This window comes from Streptomyces sp. A1136, assembly GCF_004795055.1.
GTDB lineage: Bacteria > Actinomycetota > Actinomycetes > Streptomycetales > Streptomycetaceae > Streptomyces.
Genome location: NZ_SSBJ01000007.1, coordinates 108,226 through 126,723, shown reverse-complemented (window position 1 = coordinate 126,723; position 18,498 = coordinate 108,226). Strand labels below are relative to the sequence as shown.

The following is an 18,498-nucleotide window of genomic DNA, read 5'->3' as shown; positions in this document are numbered from 1 at the left end:
GCCCCACCCGACCGCTGCGCCGCCCGCTTACCGGGCGGTGCGGGGCTGTGCCCGCCCAGGGGGCTGCGCCCGTCGACGGGGCTGTGCCCGCCCAGGGGGCTGCGCTCGCCGACGGGGCTGTGCCCGCTCACGGGGCTGCGCTCGCCGACGGGGCTGTGCCCGCTCACGGGGCTGCGCTCGCCGACGGGGCTGTGCCCGCCCAGGGGGCTGTGCCCGCCCAGGGGGCTGCGCCCGTCGACCGGGCTGCGCCCCATGCCGCTCCGGCTGCGGGGCGCCGGGTTGCCGGGTGGAGCGTCGGGGCTGCCGGGCCGGCGCCGCCCGGCCCACGGGCGAGTCGGCCACCCCGGGCCCGGCCCGACCAGCAGGCTTTGGCCGAGCACCGAGCACCGAGCACCGAGCACCGAGCACCGAGCACCGAGCACCGGGCACCGGGCACCGAGCACCGGGCACCGGGCACCGAGCACCGGGCACCGAGCACCGAGCACCGGGCACCGCGTACCGCGCGCCGGGCAGCCCGGGCGTCGCCCACGGGGGGCGGCGTTCGGGCAGCGCGGCCGTACCCGTCCTGACCGTCGACCACTACCGCTCCGGAGGAGCCATGCAGATCGCCGTACTGCTCTACGACCGCTTCACCTCGCTCGACGCCATCGGACCCTACGACACCCTGGGGCGGCTCCCGGGCGCCGAGGTCGTCTTCGTCTCGGAGCGGCCGGGGCCCGTGCGGACCGACGCCGGCAGCCTCGCCCTCGTCGCCGACCGGGGGCTCGACGAGGTGACCCGGCCCGACATCGTCATCGTGCCCGGCGGCCCGCACCCCGACATCGAGATGGCGAACCCCGTCGTCCTCGACTGGCTGCGTACCGTCGACGCGACCACGACCTGGACCACCTCCGTCTGCACCGGTTCGCTCCTGCTCGCCGCCGCCGGCCTGCTCCACGGGCGTCGCGCCACGAGCCACTGGCTGTTCCTCGACCGGCTGCCCGAGTTCGGGGCGGAGCCGACCGGCGAGCGGGTGGTCTTCGACGGCAAGTACGTGACCGCCGCCGGGGTGTCGGCCGGCATCGACATGGGCCTCACCCTCCTCGGCCGCGCGGCGGGCGACGACGTCGCCCGCGCCGTGCAGTTGATGACCGAGTACGACCCCCAGCCTCCGTACGACGCCGGGTCGCCCGCGAAGGCCCCGGCCGAACTCGTCGCGCGGCTGCGAGGGTTCAGCCCGCCGGCGGAGTCCAGGTAAAGGCGGGCGCCCGGCGCTCCAGGAACGCGGCGACACCCTCGGCGGTGTCGCCGCTCCCGGCCGCCTGGGCTGCCCAGTACGCGTCCCGGTCCGTCCGGCCGTCCGCGAACTCCTTCGCGGCGGCCTGCGTCAGCCGCGAACGGGCGGTCAGCGTACGGGCGAAGTCCGCGACGCGCTTGTCGAGTTCCCCGGCCGGCAGCAGCTCGTTCAGGAACCCGGCCCGCAAGGCGTGCTCCGCATCGATCAACTCGGCGGAAAAAAGCAGGTACTTGGCGGTTGCGGGACCGACCAGCGCGGCCAATCGCCGCGTCGACGAGGCGGGGTAGACGATGCCCAGCTTCGCCGGGGTCACCCCGAACTCGGCACCCGCCTCCGCGAAGCGCAGGTCGCACGCCGCGGCGAGCTGGCTCCCGCCGCCCACGCAGTACCCCCGGATCGCGGCGATCGTGGGCTTGGGGAAGGCGGCCAGGGCCTCCTCCGCCGCCACGGACAACGCCTGCGGGTCGTCGTCACCGGTCAGCGACGTGATGTCCGCTCCCGCGCAGAAGGTCGGCCCGGCCCCCGTCAGGACGACCACCCGTACGGACGCGTCGTCCGCCAGCGCGGACAGCAGCCCGGGCAATGCCCGCCACATGTCGGCGGTCATGGCGTTGCGCTTCGCCGGGTGCGAGATGACGACGGTGGCGACCCCGTCGGCCACCGTGTGAAGGAGGGCTGCGTCCATGCGCCGGATGCTATCCGGGTCGGCCGAACCTATGATCGGTGGAGTCGGTCGGGGCACTGAGAGGTGGCATCCCCAGGGGCGCAGACCGGAGCCGCACCGAGCCCCGGCGGGAGAAGCGGAAGCTCAGCCGCAGCTTCGGCGTGCCGGCCTTCCTCGGGTCGTTGCTGGTGGTGGCCGGGCTCGTGGGCCTCGTCTACACGAACGTGGCCACCCTCACGTCCGTGTTCCTCTTCGGCCGGCTCCTCCTGGCCGGCGGTGTGATCGGCCTCGCGCAGGCGGTGCAGGCCCGCAAGAGCAACGACTTCTGGCTCGTGGTCATCGTCGCCGCCGTCGACATCGCCGCCGGTTTCGTGATCCTGCGCCGCCCCGAGGCGCGCGCGGAGGCCCTGACCTTGTTCGCCGCCCTGCTCTTCCTCACCGGCGGTGTGTTCCGGCTGGCCGGCGCCCTCGTGGCGCGCGGGTCGAACTTCGGGCCGACGCTCGTCCAGGGTGCCTTCGGCATCCTGCCGGGCCTGCTGATACCGGCCGGCCGGCCGGGCAACAGCCTCTACGTGATCGGCGCCTTCTTCTCGCTCGCGCTGCTCTTCGACGGGCCGAGCCTGCTCGCCATGGGTCTGGCGGCCCGCCGGATACTCCGTCAGGTCAAGGAGGACCAAGTGGCCCCGGAGCAGGTGGAGGCCGGCCGGGGCCTGCCGGCCGACCGGAGGGACGGGGCGGACGGGAGCGGCAGGACAGCCGGGAACGGCCGGCCGGTGGGTCAGGAACGGTCGAACAACTGACGCTGTCATACGCCAATGGTCAGAAAGTGCACGGTTGGCGCTGACTTCTGGTCAGCCACGCGGTCCCGACCTGCCGGTTGTCCACCCTTGAACCGTGGAGACGATCGAGCGCGAAGACGGGGGCGTGAAGATGGACGACAGCGGGAGTGTCCCGCAGGCCAGGGGAGGTGAGCCGGAGGCTCCGGCGGACCCTCTCGCTTACGAAGGAGTGTGGAGGTTCACCGCGCCCGCGGTTGAAGAATCCGTTCCGCAGGCCCGCCGCGCGGTCCGCGACCTCCTAGGCCGCCAGGGGGTGCCCGCCCACCAGGACCTGGTCCACTCCCTGCTGCTGATCGTCTCCGAACTGGTGACGAACTCCGTCCGGCACGCCGCCCTGCTCTCTCCCGAGGTCGCCGTCGAGGTGGCGGTGGGCCGCGCGTGGGTGCGGGTGGCCGTCGAGGACGACCACCCCTACCGCCCCAAGGCGCTGGAGGCCGACTTCGGCCAGACCGGAGGTCGGGGACTGCTGCTCGTCCGGGAGATCACCCGGGAGGCCGGCGGGGTGTGCGACGTCGAGCACACCTCGACCGGCGGCAAGGTCATCTGGGCGGCCCTGCCCCTCAGCGCTCCGGTGCCCGCCCCCGTCCCGGGGGCGTGACGGCCACCACCGCGCCCCCGGGCACGACCCGCGGCGTGACGCCTACCAGCCCGCCGCCTCGCCGGTCAGCTCCCGGATCGCGGGCCGGGCCGCGTCCAGCACGGTCATGAACCAGGCGGAGAACGGAGCCTGCGCGTGCCGCTTCGCCAGCTCGTCGGCGGTGACGAACGCGGTGTCCCCGACCTCTTCCGCATCCGGCCGCACCGCGGCCTGCGCCAATCCCACGAACAGGTGGTTGTACTCCTGCTCGACCAGCCCCGACGCGGGGTCCGGGTGGTTGTAGCGCACCGTCCCCGCCTCCGCGAGCAGTGACGGCGAGAGCCCCAGCTCCTCGTGGGTCCGCCGGGCGGCCGCCGCGAACGGGGACTCGCCGGGATAGGGGTGACCGCAACAGGTGTTCGACCAGACGCCGGGGGAGTGGTACTTCCCGAGGGCCCGCCGCTGGAGCAGCAGGCGGCCCTGCTCGTCGAAGAGGAACACGGAGAACGCCCGGTGCAGCTGACCGGGCGCCTGATGCGCGGAGAGCTTCTCCGCCGTGCCGATGGTGTTGCCGGACTCGTCGACCAGTTCGAGCATGATCGGTTCCCGGGTCCCGGTGCCGGCGGACGCGGTGTTCCCGGCGGTGGCTGGTGTGATCGGCATACCCATCCTTCGCTTCGGACTTCGGCTTGCAAGTCTGCCGTACAAAAGCGGCTTGTCCCCACTTCGTCGATCCGCGCATGTCTGCCCCCCGACGCGTGGTACGCGGCATCGGTCGAGCGGAGGAGAGCGGTGGACTCTGTGGGGGAACACACACGCGGTTTGTGGTCCCTCGGCGTGATCGTCAATGATGGCGGGGCCGGGGCCGCCGCCCGGGACATTCGGCTTGTACGGGCGCAAACGGCTGGTGAACCCCGGCTTCCGTTCATCCGATAGCCTCTGCCGTCGTGCCGCCGCCCCCGCGCGGCGGCCGTCCAGTGTTCGCTGCAAGGAGTGGGTTCGTCTGCCGACCGTCATCCTCACCGGCCTGCCGGTCCCCGGATCTCCCCTCGCCGACGAACTGCGGTCGCTCGGCTTCGACGTGCACCCGGTCGCCGGGCCCGAAGAGACCGCGACCGCCCTGGCCGGCGTACCGGCCGACCAGCGGGTCGCCGTCGTCGACAGCGCCTTCGTCGGCCACCGGCACGCACTGCGCCTCGCCCTCACCGACCCGCGCTTCGACGCCTGCGCGGTGACCGGCGCCTTCGCCGTCAAGCCCGGAGCGCGCGCCGCGCTCGACGCCGCCGCGGCCGGCCCGCCCGACGGCGCGGCCCCGTACGCGGACCACCTCGCGGCCGCGGTCGAGGCCGCCGGCACCCCGGTGCAGCGCCCCGACCTCGGGACCCTGGTCGCCACCGTACCCGCCACCGTCGCCGAGCGCGACGCGGCCGAGGCCGCCGTCGCCGCCGTGGACGAGGAGGCCGTGCGGCTGCGTACCGCCGTCAAGTCCCGCGACGGGTTCTTCACCACCTTCTTCATCAGCCCGTACTCGCGTTACATCGCCCGCTGGTGCGCGCGCCGGGGCCTCACCCCGAACCAGGTGACCACCGCCTCCCTCGTCACCGCGCTCATAGCGGCGGCCTGCGCCGCCACGGGTGAGCGGGGCGGCTACATCGCCGCCGGGGTGCTGCTCCTCGTCTCCTTCGTCCTGGACTGCACGGACGGGCAGCTCGCCCGGTACTCGCTCCAGTACTCGACGATGGGCGCCTGGCTCGACGCGACCTTCGACCGCGCGAAGGAGTACTCCTTCTACGCGGGCCTGGCCCTCGGCGCCGCCCGCCACGGCGATGACGTCTGGGCCCTCGCGCTCGGCGCGATGATCCTCATGACCTGCCGGCACGTCGTGGACTTCGCCTTCAACGAGGCCAACCACGACGCCGCCGCCAACACCAGTCCGACGGCCGCGCTCTCCGACCGCCTCGACAGCGTCGGCTGGACGGTCTGGGTCCGACGGATGATCATCCTCCCGATCGGCGAGCGGTGGGCGATGATCGCCGTGCTGACCGCGGCGACCAGCCCCCGGGTCGTCTTCTACGCGCTCCTCGTCGGCTGCGCGTTCGGCGCGCTCTACACCACCGCCGGCCGCGTCCTGCGCTCGCTGACCCGCAAGGCCCGCAGGACCGACCGCGCCGCCCGGGCCCTGGCCGACCTCGCGGACTCCGGTCCGCTCGCCGAACTCGTGGCCCGCGCCGTCGGCCGGACGGTCCCGGGCGTCGGACTCGCCGCCGCCGTGATCGCCGCGGTCGCGCTGCTGTGGACGGCCTGGGCCCAGCCCTTCGGAGCCCGCCAGACCGTGATCGCCGCCGTCGTCTACGCGGTGCTCGCCGGAGTGGCCGTCGCCCGCCCCCTCAAGGGCGCCCTCGACTGGCTGGTCCCGCCCGTCTTCCGGGCCGCCGAGTACACGACCGTGCTGATCCTCGCCGCCAAGGCGGACGTCCCGGGAGCGCTTCCGGCGGCATTCGGACTGGTCGCGGCGGTCGCCTACCATCACTACGACACGGTGTACCGCATCCGCGGTGGCACCGGCGCGCCCCCGCACTGGCTGGTGCGGACGACCGGCGGTCACGAGGGCCGGGTGCTCCTCACCGCCGTCCTGGCCGCCGTACTGGCGACGCGCGCCGCGGACTTCCCCGCCGCGCTCACGGCCCTGGCCGTGGCCGTGGCACAGGTGGTGCTCGTGGAGAGCATCCGCTTCTGGGTCTCCTCCGGGGCACCCGCCGTACACGACGAAGGAGAACCAGCATGATCGGCCTTGTACTCGCTGCCGGTGCCGGACGCCGCCTGCGTCCCTACACCGACACCCTGCCCAAGGCCCTCGTGCCCGTCGGCCCCGAAGGCGACGAGGAGAGCCTCACGGTCCTCGACCTGACGCTCGGCAACTTCGCCGAGGTCGGGCTGACCGAAGTCGCCATCGTGGTCGGCTACCGCAAGGAAGCCGTGTACGAACGCCGCGAGGCCCTGGAGGCCAAGTACGGCGTGAAGATCACGCTGATCGACAACGACAAGGCCGAGGAGTGGAACAACGCCTACTCCCTGTGGTGCGCCCGAGACGTCCTCAAGCGGGGCGTGATCCTCGCCAACGGCGACACCGTCCACCCGGTCTCCGTCGAGCGCACCCTGCTGGCCGCCCGCGGCGACGGCCAGAAGATCATCCTCGCCCTCGACACGGTCAAGAACCTGGCCGACGAGGAGATGAAGGTCATCACGGCCGACGGCGAGGGCGTCCGGAAGATCACCAAGTTGATGGACCCGGCCACGGCGACGGGCGAGTACATCGGGGTCACCCTCATCGAGCCCGAGGCCGCCGAGGCGCTGGCCGAAGCCCTGAAGACCACCTTCGAGCGCGACCCCGACCTCTACTACGAGGACGGGTACCAGCAGCTCGTCAACGACGGTTTCACCATCGACGTGGCCCCCATCGGTGACGTCAAGTGGGTCGAGATCGACAACCACGACGACCTCGCCAAGGGTCGGACGATCGCATGCCAGTACTGACGCGGCTGATCCCCTCGCCTGTTGTCGTCGACATCAGCCGCGGGGCGATGGACGATCTGGCCGGCCTCCTGGCCGACCAGCGCATCTCCGCGTCCGGCAAGCTCGCCATCGCGCTCAGCGGCGGTTCCGGCGTGGCACTGCGCGCCCGCCTGGAACCCGTCCTGCCGCATGCCGACTGGTACCCGGTCGTGGACGGAACCATCGACTCCGCGGTCAAGCTGGCCGACGACATAAAGGGCCGCCGCTACGACGCCGTCGTGGGCCTGGGCGGCGGCAAGATCATCGACGTCGCGAAGTACGCCGCGGCGCGGGTCGGGCTGCCCATGGTGGCCGTCGCCACCAACCTCTCCCACGACGGCATCTGCTCCCCGGTGTCCATCCTGGACAACGACAACGGCCGCGGCTCCTACGGCGTGCCCACCCCGATCGCGATGGTCATCGACCTCGACGTGATCAAGGAAGCGCCCGTACGGTTCATCCGCGCCGGCGTCGGCGACGTGATCTCCAACATCTCCGCCATCGCCGACTGGGAGCTGTCGCACCGGATCACCGGCGAGGCCGTGGACGGCCTGGCGGCCGCCATGGCGCGCACCGCGGGCGAGTCCGTGCTGCGCCACCCCGGGGACTGCGGCGACGACGAGTTCCTCACCGTGCTCTCCGAGGCCCTCGTCCTGTCCGGCATCGCCATGTCGATCAGCGGCGACAGCCGCCCGTCCTCCGGTGCCTGCCACGAGATCAGCCACGCCTTCGACCTCCTCTACCCGGGCCGCTCCGCGCTCCACGGCGAGCAGGTCGGCATCGGCGCCGCCTTCGCGATGCACCTGCGCGGAGCGGGGGAGCAGGCCGGACTCTTCGTCGAGGTACTGCGCCGCCACGGCCTGCCGACCGCGCCCGAGGAGATCGGGTTCAGCGAGGACGAGTTCGTCGCGGCCGTCGAGTACGCCCCCCAGACCCGCCCGGGACGCTTCACCATCCTGGAGCACCTCAACCTGTCCGCAGCCGAGATCAGGGACGCTTACGCCGACTATGCCAAGACCATCCGTAGCTGAACTCCGGCCCGTCGTGCACCCGGCGGGCGTCAAGGACCGGCGCAGTGGCGAGCACTGGGGCGGTCGCCTGTACATGCGCGAGATCTCCCTGCGCATCACCCGCGTCCTGGTCACCACCAAGGTCACGCCGAACCAGCTGACCTACGTGATGACCCTCGCCGGTGTCCTCGCCGCGCCCGCCCTGCTGGTGCCGGGCGTGTGGGGCGCCGTCCTCGGTGTCGTCGCCGTGCAGCTCTACCTGCTCCTCGACTGCGTCGACGGGGAGGTGGCGCGCTGGAAGCAGCAGTTCTCGCTCTCCGGGGTCTACCTGGACCGCGTCGGCGCCTACCTCTGTGACGCCGCGGTCCTGGTCGGTTTCGGCCTGCGCGCCGCCGACCTGTGGGGCAGCGGCCGGATCGACTGGCTGTGGGCGTTCCTGGGCACCCTCGCGGCGCTCGGCGCGATCCTGATCAAGGCCGAGACCGATCTGGTCGGGGTCGCCCGGCACCAGGGCGGGCTGCCGCCGGTGAAGGAGGCGGCCGCAGAGCCGCGCTCGTCCGGCATGGCCCTCGCCCGCCGGGCCGCCGCGGCGCTGAAGTTCCACCGGCTCGTCCTCGGCATCGAGGCGTCCCTGCTGATCCTGCTGCTGGCCGTCCTGGACCAGATCCGCGGCGACCTGTTCTTCACCCGGCTCGGCGTCGCGGTCCTGGCCGGCATCGCCCTGCTGCAGACCGTGCTGCACCTGGTGTCGGTCCTCGCGTCCAGCAGGCTCCGGTGAGTGCCCCGATGCGGCTCGGCGCCGTGATCATCACCATGGGCAACCGGCCCGACGAGCTGAAGGCGCTCCTGGACTCCGTCGCCCGGCAGGAGGGCGACCCCGTCGAGGTCGTCGTCGTCGGCCAGGGCGTCGGGCTCCCCGGCATCGCCGACCCGTCGGCGGGCATCCGTACCGTCGAGCTGCCCGAGAACCTCGGCATCCCCGGCGGTCGCAACGTCGGCATCGAGGCCTTCCGCACCGCCGGCCGCGACGGCTTCGACGTGGACGCGCTGCTCTTCCTGGACGACGACGGACTGCTGGAGCGGACCGACACCGCCGAGCTGTGCCGTCAGGCCTTCGCCGAGGACCCCCGGCTCGGGATCGTCAGCTTCCGGATCGCCGATCCGGACACCGGCGAGACGCAGCGCCGCCACGTACCGCGGCTGCGCGCCTCGGACCCGCTGCGCTCGTCCCGCGTGACGACCTTCCTGGGCGGCGCCAACGCAGTCCGCACCGCGGTCTTCGAGCAGGTCGGAGCCCTGCCGGCCGAGTTCTTCTACGCCCACGAGGAGACCGATCTGGCCTGGCGGGCGCTCGACGCCGGGTGGCTGATCGACTACCGGGCGGACATGGTGCTGCTGCACCCGAAGACGGCCCCCTCCCGGCACGCGGTCTACCACCGTATGGTGGCCCGTAACCGGGTGTGGCTCGCCCGCCGCAACCTGCCCGCCCCGCTGGTGCCGGTGTACCTGGGCGTCTGGATGGCCCTCACCCTCGTGCGCAAGCCCTCCGCTCCGGCGCTCAAAGCCTGGTTCGGCGGGTTCAGAGAGGGTTGGACCGTCCCCTGCGGTCCGCGTCGCCCCATGAAGTGGCGTACGGTCTGGCGGTTGACCCGGCTGGGCCGACCACCTGTCATCTGACAAGCTCGGGTCTGGGAGCATGGGCCCGATCACCGGGCCCGCGCCCCAGGGTCCGATGCCCCCTTCTGCCGCATCTTGAAGACGGAAAGTTTCAACTTGTGAGTGACACAACCCACGACGGCGCCCTCGCCACGAGCAAGCCGCCGTCCGAAGACGCGGGGCTCACCCCCGCCGAGCTCGCCAGGAAGTACGGCCTGTCCGTCAGCGGCGCCCGGCCCAGCCTGGGCGGGTACGTGCGCGAGCTCTGGGGGCGGCGCCACTTCATCATGGCTTTCTCCCGGGCGAAGCTGGTCGCGCAGTACAGCGAGGCGAAGCTCGGCCAGATCTGGCAGGTGGCGACCCCCCTGCTGAACGCGCTGGTCTACTACCTGATCTTCGGCCTCATCCTGAACGCGGGACGCGGCATGCCGAAGGGCGCGTACATCCCCTTCCTGGTGATCGGGATCTTCGTCTTCTCCTTCACCCAGAGCTCGCTGATGGCGGGCGTCAGGGCGATCCCGGGCAACCTCGGCCTGGTCCGCGCGCTGCACTTCCCGCGTGCCTCCCTGCCGATCTCCTTCTCGTTGCAGCAGCTCGGGCAGCTGCTGTACTCGATGATCGTGGTGCTCGTCATCGTGGTCGCCTTCGGGAACTACCCGCGCCCGGCCTGGCTGCTGGTCATCCCGACGCTGGCCCTGCAGTTCGTCTTCAACACCGGCCTCGCGCTGATCTTCGGGCGGATGGGGTCCAAGACCCCCGACCTCGCGCAGCTGATGCCCTTCATCACCCGCACGTGGATGTACGCCTCGGGCGTCATGTTCTCCATCAGCGAGATGCTCAAGGGCAGGCCGCACTGGATCGCGGAGGTGCTCCAGTGGAACCCCGCGGCGATCTACATGGACCTGATCCGCTTCGCGCTGATCGACAGCTACGGCCCGCACCACCTGCCGCCGCACGTCTGGGCCTTCGCGGTCGGCTGGGCCGTCGTCATCGGTATCGGCGGGTTCGTCTACTTCTGGAAGGCTGAGGAGCGTTACGGCCGTGGCTGAGAACAACAGGGGACGCGTCCCCACCGTCATCGCCGACGACGTCCACATCGTCTACCGGGTCAACACCGGCAGCGCCGGCAAGGGCAGCGCCACCGCGGCGCTCAGCAAGATCATGCGGCGCGGCAACGGCGACTCCCCGGGCGTCCGCAAGGTGCACGCCGTGCGCGGAGTCTCCTTCACCGCCTACCGGGGCGAGGCCATCGGCCTCATCGGCTCCAACGGATCGGGCAAGTCGACGCTGTTGCGTGCCATCGCGGGTCTGCTGCCCTGCGAGTCCGGCCGGGTCTACACCGACGGTCAGCCCTCGCTGCTGGGCGTCAACGCGGCGCTGATGAACGACCTGACCGGCGAGCGCAACGTCGTACTCGGCGGACTCGCGATGGGCATGACGCGCGAGCAGATCCACGAGCGCTACGACGACATCGTCGACTTCTCCGGCATCAACGAGAAGGGCGACTTCATCTCCCTGCCGATGCGCACCTACTCCTCCGGTATGGCCGCGCGCCTGCGTTTCTCCATCGCCGCCGCCAAGGACCACGACGTCCTGATGATCGACGAGGCGTTGGCGACCGGTGACCGGAAGTTCCAGGTCCGTTCCGAGGCCCGCATCCGCGAGCTGCGCGAGAAGGCCGGCACCGTCTTCCTGGTGAGCCACAACAACAAGTCCATCCGCGATACCTGTGACCGGGTGCTGTGGCTGGAGAAGGGCGAACTCCTGATGGACGGGCCCACCGAGGAAGTCGTCTCGGCGTACGAGAAGGCCACCAGCCACTGACGGCGACGCCACGTATGACGACTGCGGGCCCCTGCCGTTCCGTACGGCGGGGGCCTCGGCGTGACGGGTGTATTGCGGTCCTCGACATTGCCTCTCGGACGAATACCCGATAGGCCCTCGCGGCGTTGTACAGCGTAAGCTGGACCGGTTCTCCAATCGCGCCAAGAGGGGATGTTTCCCCGCAGTCGAAAAAGGCCGGGGTACCCCGGGTAAAGTCCGGCGGCGTGTCCGAAATAGGATGACTTGGGTCGGCAGTGTAGAACGGGAGATGTGACGGCAATGGCTATGGGAATTCTCCGGCCCACAGGGACGGCGGCCGTCCCCGCCCCGGGCGGCGGGCGGTGACCCCGGGGCACGGCACCCGACCCGGGCGGCACACGGCCCAAACAGCCTCCGACGCCCACGCGCACGCCACCCTCGGCAAGGCCCGGACGGAGAACTTCCCCGTCGCCCCCGTCTTCCTCCCCCGCGCGTGGCGGACGGGACTGATGGCGGTCTACGGGTACGCCCGACTGGTCGACGACATCGGCGACGGCGATCTCGCCCCCGGCGGGCACGACGCCGAACTGCTGGGCCTCGACGCGGCCGCCACCGACGACCGGCCGGCCATGCTGGACGCCTTCGAGACCGACCTCAAGCGCGTCTTCGGCGCCGCCGACGGCCCTCCGCGCCACCCGCTCCTGCGGAACCTGGTGCCCGTGGTCCGCGCCCACGACCTGACCCCCGAACCCTTCCTCGGGCTCATCGAGGCCAACCGCCAGGACCAGCGGGTCTCCCGCTACGAGAGCTACGCCGACCTGGTCTCCTACTGCGAGCTGTCCGCCAACACCGTGGGCCGGCTGGTGCTCTCCCTCACCGGGACCAGCACCCCCCAGCGGGTCCGCCACTCCGACGCCATCTGCACCGCCCTGCAGATCGCCGAGCACCTCCAGGACGTCACCGAGGACCTCGGCCGCGACCGGATCTACCTCCCCGGTCAGGACATGCGCCGCTTCCACGTCACCGAGACCGACCTGAAAGCGCCCACCGCCGGAGCATCCGTACGCTCCCTGATCGCATTCGAAACCGAACGTGCCCGCGCGCTGCTCGACGAGGGAACCCCCCTCGTGGGCAGCGTGCACGGCAGGCTCCGGCTGCTGCTCGCGGGTTTCGTGGGAGGGGGCCGGGCCGCCCTGAACGCCATCGCGGCCGCCGGCTTCGACGTGGCCCCCGGCCCGCCCAAGCCCACCAGGAGCGGCCTGCTCCGCGAGGTGGCCGCCGTCCTGCGCACAGCGCCGAGAAAGGGGTGAGCCCGAACGTGGAGGGCCCCACACACGCGTCCGCACCGTCCGCACCGTCCGTGCCGAACGCACCTGTTTCCGCGGCCTACAGCTACTGCGAGGCCGTCACCGGCGCCCAGGCGCGCAACTTCGCGTACGGCATCCGTCTGCTGCCCACGGACAAGCGACAGGCGATGTCCGCCCTGTACGCCTTCTCCCGCCGCGTCGACGACATCGGCGACGGCACCCTGCCCGCTGACGCCAAGCTCGCGCGGCTGGAGGAGACCCGCGCCCTGCTCGGGCGGATCCGCGCCGAGAAGATCGACGAGGACGACACCGACCCCGTCGCCGTCGCGCTCGCCCACGCCGCCCGGCGGTTCCCGATCCCCCTCGGCGGCCTCGACGAACTCATCGACGGGGTCCTGATGGACGTCCGCGGCGAGACCTACGAGACCTGGGACGACCTCAAGGTCTACTGCCGCTGCGTGGCGGGCGCCATCGGGCGACTCTCCCTCGGCGTGTTCGGCACGGCCCCCGGCGCCGCCGACGCCGCCCGGGCCCCCGAGTACGCCGACACCCTCGGTCTCGCGCTGCAACTCACCAACATCCTCCGGGACGTTCGCGAGGACGCCGGGAACGGACGCACCTACCTTCCGGCCGAGGACCTCGTCAAGTTCGGCTGCTCCGAGGGCTTCCACGGCGACCGGGCAGCGGAAGGCGCCGACTTCGCCGGACTCGTCCACCACGAAGTCCGCCGCGCCCGCGCCCTGTTCGCCGAGGGATACCGACTGCTGCCGATGCTCGACCGGCGCAGCGGCGCCTGCGTGGCCGCGATGGCCGGCATCTACCGGCGCCTCCTCGACCGCATCGAACGCGAACCCGAGGCCGTCCTGCGCGGGCGCGTCTCGCTGCCGACCCACGAGAAGGCGTACGTCGCCGTCCGGGGCCTGTCCGGCCTCGACGCCCGGACCATCTCCCGCCAGAGCACCAGGAGGCGGAGCTGATGGCCGCCGGAGCAACCTCCCGTGACGCCCCGGCGTCCCCCGGGGAGAGGAGGGAGGGCGCATGACCGCTCAGCACGCGGTGGTCGTCGGCGGCGGCCTCGCCGGGGTCACCGCCGCCCTTGAACTCGCCGACGCCGGACTGCGGGTGACCCTCCTGGAGAGCCGGCCCCGCCTCGGCGGCCTCGCCTTCTCCTTCAAACGCGGCGACCTCACCGTCGACAACGGCCAGCACGTCTACCTCCGCTGCTGCACCGCCTACCGCTGGTTCCTCGACCGCGTCGGCGGTGCCGCCCTGGCGCCGCTGCAGGAGCGGCTCGACGTCCCCGTGCTCGACGTCGCCCGCCCGGGGGGACCGCGGCTGGGCCGACTGCGCCGCAGCGCCCTGCCCGTGCCCCTGCACCTGGCGTCCTCCCTTGCGCGCTACCCGCACCTGTCCCTCGCCGAACGCGCGGGCGTGGGGCGCGCCGCCCTCGCCCTGCGCCGCCTCGACCCCGCCGACCCGGCGCTCGACGGGCTGGACTTCGCGACGTGGCTGGGCCGCTACGGGCAGTCCCCGCGCGCCATCGAGGCGCTCTGGGACCTGGTCGGCATCGCCACCCTCAACGCCACCGCCGACCAGTCCTCCCTGGGCCTGGCCGCCATGGTCTTCAAGACCGGCCTGCTCTCCGAGAACGGCGCCGCCGACATCGGCTGGGCCAAGGTCCCGCTCGGCGACCTCCACGACACGCTCGCCCGCAAGGAACTCGACGCCGCCGGCGTGCGCACCGAACTGCGCGCCCGCGTCACCGCCGTCACCCGGGCCGAGGACGGGAACTGGCGCGTGGACACCGAGACCGGAACCCACGCCGCCGCCACGCTTGTCCTCGCCGTCCCGCAGCGCGAGGCGCACGGACTGCTCCCGCCCGGGGCACTGGCCGACCCCGACAAGCTCCTCGACATCGGCACCGCCCCCATCCTCAACGTCCACGTCGTCTACGACCGCAAGGTGCTGAGGCGCCCCTTCTTCGCCGCGCTCGGCTCCCCGGTGCAGTGGGTCTTCGACCGCACCGACGCCTCCGGACTCACCGACGGCGGCCAGTACCTGGCCCTGTCCCAGTCCGTCGCCCAGGACGACATCGACGAACCCGTCTCCGTGCTGCGGACCAAGTACCTGCCAGAACTGGAACGGCTGCTGCCCGCCGCGCGCGGGGCGAAGGTGAGGGACTTCTTCGTCACGCGCGAACGCACCGCCACCTTCGCCCCCACCCCCGGTGTCGGCCGGCTCCGCCCCGGATTCCGGACCGACACGCCGGGGCTGTTTCTCGCCGGTGCGTGGACCGCCACCGGTTGGCCCGCGACCATGGAGAGCGCCGTCCGCAGCGGACTGGGCGCGGCGCACGCCGCACTCACCGCGCTCGGCCGCCACCGCGAACACCCCCTGCAAGAGGCGGCATGACCACCACCAGCACCAGCGGTACACCCGCAGCACGCACAGCAGCACGTACAGGAACCAGAGGAGAGCCAGTGAACCCGGGGAATCCGGCTGTCGAGAACACCGGCGGCAGTGTGGGCACGGCCGGTGGAGAGGCAGCGGACACGCTCGACCTCCTGGAACGCGGCCGCACGCTGTCCACCCCCGTGCTCCGCGCCGCCGTGGACCGGCTCGCGCCGCCCATGGACACCGTCGCCGCCTACCACTTCGGCTGGATCGACGCGCAGGGCAACCCCGCGGACGGCGACCAGGGCAAGGCCGTGCGCCCCGCCCTCGCGCTGCTCTCCGCCGAGGCCGCCGGCGTCGCCGCCGAGGTCGGCATCCCCGGCGCCGTCGCCGTCGAACTCGTCCACAACTTCTCCCTGCTGCACGACGACCTGATGGACGGCGACGAGCAGCGCCGTCACCGCGACACGGTGTGGAAGGTGCACGGCCCGGCGCAGGCCATCCTCGTCGGCGACGCGCTCTTCGCCCTCGCCAACGAGGTCCTGCTGGAGCTGGGCACCGTCGAGGCGGGCCGCGCGGCACGCCGGCTGACCACCGCCAGCCGCAAGCTCATCGACGGCCAGGCGCAGGACATCTCCTACGAGCACCGTGAGCGCGTCAGCGTCGAGGAGTGCCTGGAGATGGAGGGCAACAAGACCGGCGCCCTGCTCGCCTGCGCGGTCTCCATCGGCGCCGTGCTCGGCGGCGCGGACGACCGTACCGCCGACAAGCTGGAGGAGTACGGCTACCACCTCGGCCTCGCCTTCCAGGCCGTCGACGACCTGCTCGGCATCTGGGGCGACCCCGAGGCCACCGGCAAGCAGACCTGGAGCGACCTGCGCCAGCGCAAGAAGTCCCTGCCGGTCGTCGCCGCCCTCGCGGCGGGCGGACCCGCCTGCGAGGAACTGGCCCGGCTGTTGGCCGCCGACGCCAAGAGCAACGACTTCGAGAACTTCTCGGAAGAGGAGTTCGCCGCTCGCGCCGCCCTCATCGAGGAGGCGGGCGGACGTCAGTGGACCGCCGACGAGGCCCGCCGCCAGCACGCCGTGGCGATCCGCGCCCTCGACGACGTCGACATGCCGCAGCGGGTGCGCGACCAGCTCGTCGCCCTCGCCGACTTCGTCGTCGTGCGCAAGAGGTGATTATCGCCCGGGCGCGGATATGAATCATGAGTCGCCGGCCGGCGCCGCCCACCTGTTCGGCACTGCCTAGGCGTGCACCGGCCGACGGCAGACCCCAGCACAGCAGAGACCACTGCACGAAGGGGAAGCCATGACAGCGACGACCGACGGTGGCGGGGCCCCGGGCGCGGGGCCCGCGCGCGAGCCGGCCGCCACACCGGGCGCCGTGCCCGGGGTCCGGGACGCCACCGAGCGTGCCACCCGCCACCTGCTCGACCGGCAGGACCCGGCCGGCTGGTGGAAGGGCGACCTGGAGACCAACGTCACCATGGACGCCGAGGACCTCCTGCTGCGGCAGTTCCTCGGCATCCGGGACGAGGCCACCACCCGGGCCGCCGCCCGGTTCATCCGGGGCGAGCAACGCGAGGACGGCACCTGGGCCACCTTCCACGGCGGACCGCCCGAACTGTCCGCCACCGTCGAGGCGTACGTGGCGCTGCGGCTCGCCGGGGACCCGCCCGACGCCCCCCACATGGCGCGCGCCTCGGCATGGGTCCGGGCCCACGGGGGAATCGCCGCCGCCCGGGTCTTCACCCGGATCTGGCTGGCCCTGTTCGGCTGGTGGAAGTGGGACCGGCTGCCCGAACTCCCTCCCGAACTGGTCTTCCTGCCACCGTGGGTGCCCCTGAACATCTACGACTTCGGCTGCTGGGCCCGCCAGACCATCGTCCCGCTCACCGTCGTCTCCGCCCTGCGCCCGGTCCGTCCGGCGCCGTTCGCGCTGGACGAGCTGCACGCCGACGCGCGAAACCCCGACCCGGTGAAACCGGCGGCGCCGTTACTCAGTTGGGACGGCGCCTTCCAGCGCATGGACAGGGCCCTGCACGTCTACCGGCGCTTCGCCCCGCGCCGGCTGCGCGGGGCCGCCATGAACACCGCCGCCCGCTGGATCATCGAACGCCAGGAGAACGACGGATGTTGGGGCGGCATCCAGCCGCCCGCCGTCTACTCCGTCATCGCCCTGCACCTGCTCGGCTACGACCTCGGACACCCGGTGATGCGGGCCGGCCTGGAATCACTCGACCGCTTCGCCGTCTGGCGCGAGGACGGCTCCCGCATGATCGAGGCCTGCCAGTCGCCGGTCTGGGACACCTGCCTGGCCGCCATCGCCCTCGCCGACGCGGGCGTCCCGGCCGATCACCCGGCCCTGCTCAAGGCCGCCGACTGGATGTTGGGGGAGGAGATCACGCGCAGCGGCGACTGGGCCGTACGAAGGCCCGGACTCGCCCCGGGGGGCTGGGCGTTCGAGTTCCACAACGACACCTACCCCGACATCGACGACACCGCGGAGGTGGTCCTGGCCCTGCGCCGGATCGCCCACCCCGAACCGGCCAAGGTCGAGGCGGCCATCGCCCGCGGGGTCGCCTGGAACCTCGGCATGCAGTCGAAGAACGGCGCCTGGGGCGCCTTCGACGCCGACAACACCAGCCCCTTCCCCAACCGGCTGCCCTTCTGCGACTTCGGCGAGGTCATCGACCCGCCCTCCGCCGACGTCACCGCCCACGTCGTCGAGATGCTGGCCGTCGAGGGCAAGGCGGGCGACCCCCGTACAAGGCGCGGCATCGACTGGCTGCTCGCCGAACAGGAGCCCGGCGGAGCCTGGTTCGGCCGCTGGGGCACCAACTACGTCTACGGCACGGGCTCGGTGGTCCCGGCCCTCACCGCGGCGGGCCTGTCCACCGACCACCCCGCGATCCGGCGGGCCGTGGCCTGGCTGGAGTCCGTACAGAACGAGGACGGGGGATGGGGGGAGGACCAGCGGTCCTACAAGGACCCCGACTGGGCCGGGAAAGGCGCCTCCACCGCCTCCCAGACCGCGTGGGCCCTCATGGCCCTGCTGTCGGCCGGCGAACGCGAGGGCAAGGCCGTGGAACGGGGCGTCGCCCACCTCGTACGCACCCAGCGCGAGGACGGCTCCTGGGACGAGCCGTACTTCACCGGAACCGGCTTCCCCTGGGACTTCTCCATCAACTACCACCTGTACCGGCAGGTGTTCCCGTTGACTGCCCTGGGCCGCTACCTGTACGGGGAACCCTTCGGCCCCGACGGTCGGTACACGGCGAGGCCCGCGGGCGAGGCCACGGCGAGGCCCGCGGGCCAGACCACGTCCGAGCCCGCACCCGCGACCGCGGCGGGTCCGGTGCCCCGGCCCATGGCGGACCCGGTGCGCGAGGCGACGGCGATCCTGGCCGAGGAGGCC

Annotated in this window: 16 protein-coding genes and 1 pseudogene; 15 read left to right on the top strand and 2 right to left on the bottom strand. The window is 72.4% G+C overall.

The window, feature by feature from the left end:
- Positions 1-598 precede the first annotated feature (598 nt).
- Positions 599-1,237: a DJ-1/PfpI family protein gene (locus E6R62_RS09160; protein ID WP_136212826.1), complete on the top strand. Its 639-nt coding sequence runs from the start codon at positions 599-601 to the stop codon at positions 1,235-1,237.
- Here E6R62_RS09160 and E6R62_RS09155 read toward each other — a convergent pair.
- Positions 1,212-1,961, bottom strand: a complete 750-nt coding sequence (locus E6R62_RS09155) for an enoyl-CoA hydratase/isomerase family protein (protein WP_136212825.1) — start codon at positions 1,959-1,961, stop codon at positions 1,212-1,214. The genes E6R62_RS09160 and E6R62_RS09155 overlap by 26 nt on opposite strands.
- 68 nt (positions 1,962-2,029) lie before the next feature.
- Between E6R62_RS09155 and E6R62_RS09150 the strand changes: the two genes are divergently transcribed.
- Positions 2,030-2,740: an HdeD family acid-resistance protein gene (locus tag E6R62_RS09150; protein ID WP_136212953.1), complete on the top strand. Its 711-nt coding sequence runs from the start codon at positions 2,030-2,032 to the stop codon at positions 2,738-2,740.
- Positions 2,741-2,834: 94 nt separating this feature from the next.
- On the top strand, positions 2,835-3,377 hold the full coding sequence (locus tag E6R62_RS09145) for an ATP-binding protein (RefSeq protein ID WP_136212824.1): 543 nt from the start codon (positions 2,835-2,837) through the stop codon (positions 3,375-3,377).
- A 42-nt stretch (positions 3,378-3,419) separates the two neighbouring features.
- Here E6R62_RS09145 and idi read toward each other — a convergent pair whose 3' ends face one another.
- Complete coding sequence (idi, locus tag E6R62_RS09140; protein ID WP_136212823.1) at positions 3,420-4,019, bottom strand: isopentenyl-diphosphate Delta-isomerase; 600 nt, start codon at positions 4,017-4,019, stop codon at positions 3,420-3,422.
- Between the two features lie 340 nt (positions 4,020-4,359).
- Here idi and E6R62_RS09135 point away from each other — a divergent pair, with 340 nt between their 5' ends.
- The 12 genes and pseudogenes from E6R62_RS09135 to shc form a co-directional block, all read left to right on the top strand.
- Positions 4,360-6,141 carry a DUF5941 domain-containing protein gene (locus E6R62_RS09135; RefSeq protein ID WP_136212952.1) on the top strand — a complete coding sequence of 594 codons (1,782 nt, stop codon included), beginning with the start codon at positions 4,360-4,362 and terminating at the stop codon, positions 6,139-6,141.
- Positions 6,138-6,890, top strand: a complete 753-nt coding sequence (locus E6R62_RS09130; RefSeq protein WP_136212822.1) for a sugar phosphate nucleotidyltransferase — start codon at positions 6,138-6,140, stop codon at positions 6,888-6,890. Before E6R62_RS09135 ends, E6R62_RS09130 begins: the two co-directional genes overlap by 4 nt.
- A complete protein-coding gene (locus E6R62_RS09125; RefSeq protein ID WP_136212821.1) occupies positions 6,878-7,939 on the top strand; it encodes an iron-containing alcohol dehydrogenase family protein in 1,062 nt (353 codons plus the stop codon). Before E6R62_RS09130 ends, E6R62_RS09125 begins: the two co-directional genes overlap by 13 nt.
- Complete coding sequence (locus E6R62_RS09120; protein WP_136212820.1) at positions 7,917-8,696, top strand: CDP-alcohol phosphatidyltransferase family protein; 780 nt, start codon at positions 7,917-7,919, stop codon at positions 8,694-8,696. Before E6R62_RS09125 ends, E6R62_RS09120 begins: the two co-directional genes overlap by 23 nt.
- Positions 8,693-9,595 carry a glycosyltransferase family 2 protein gene (locus E6R62_RS09115; protein WP_136212819.1) on the top strand — a complete coding sequence of 301 codons (903 nt, stop codon included), beginning with the start codon at positions 8,693-8,695 and terminating at the stop codon, positions 9,593-9,595. The genes E6R62_RS09120 and E6R62_RS09115 overlap by 4 nt, the downstream gene beginning before the upstream one ends.
- A 98-nt stretch (positions 9,596-9,693) precedes the next feature.
- Positions 9,694-10,623: an ABC transporter permease gene (locus E6R62_RS09110; protein WP_136212818.1), complete on the top strand. Its 930-nt coding sequence runs from the start codon at positions 9,694-9,696 to the stop codon at positions 10,621-10,623.
- Positions 10,616-11,398, top strand: a complete 783-nt coding sequence (locus E6R62_RS09105) for an ABC transporter ATP-binding protein (RefSeq protein WP_136212817.1) — start codon at positions 10,616-10,618, stop codon at positions 11,396-11,398. The genes E6R62_RS09110 and E6R62_RS09105 overlap by 8 nt, the downstream gene beginning before the upstream one ends.
- A gap of 341 nt (positions 11,399-11,739) precedes the next feature.
- The gene (gene hpnC, locus E6R62_RS09100) at positions 11,740-12,687 is read left to right on the top strand and encodes a squalene synthase HpnC (RefSeq protein ID WP_136212816.1); all 948 of its coding nucleotides are present in this window, start codon (positions 11,740-11,742) and stop codon (positions 12,685-12,687) included.
- A 50-nt stretch (positions 12,688-12,737) separates the two neighbouring features.
- The gene (gene hpnD / locus E6R62_RS09095) at positions 12,738-13,661 is read left to right on the top strand and encodes a presqualene diphosphate synthase HpnD (RefSeq protein WP_136212815.1); all 924 of its coding nucleotides are present in this window, start codon (positions 12,738-12,740) and stop codon (positions 13,659-13,661) included.
- A 61-nt stretch (positions 13,662-13,722) separates the two neighbouring features.
- Entirely contained in the window at positions 13,723-15,096 is a 1,374-nt protein-coding gene (gene hpnE / locus E6R62_RS09090) for a hydroxysqualene dehydroxylase HpnE (protein WP_136212814.1), read from the top strand.
- The gene (locus E6R62_RS09085) at positions 15,093-16,259 is read left to right on the top strand and encodes a polyprenyl synthetase family protein (RefSeq protein ID WP_240801562.1); all 1,167 of its coding nucleotides are present in this window, start codon (positions 15,093-15,095) and stop codon (positions 16,257-16,259) included. The genes hpnE and E6R62_RS09085 overlap by 4 nt, the downstream gene beginning before the upstream one ends.
- Positions 16,260-16,389: 130 nt before the next feature.
- Positions 16,390-18,336, top strand: a pseudogene (shc, locus tag E6R62_RS09080) (squalene--hopene cyclase); the annotation flags it as partial.
- Positions 18,337-18,498 lie beyond the last annotated feature (162 nt).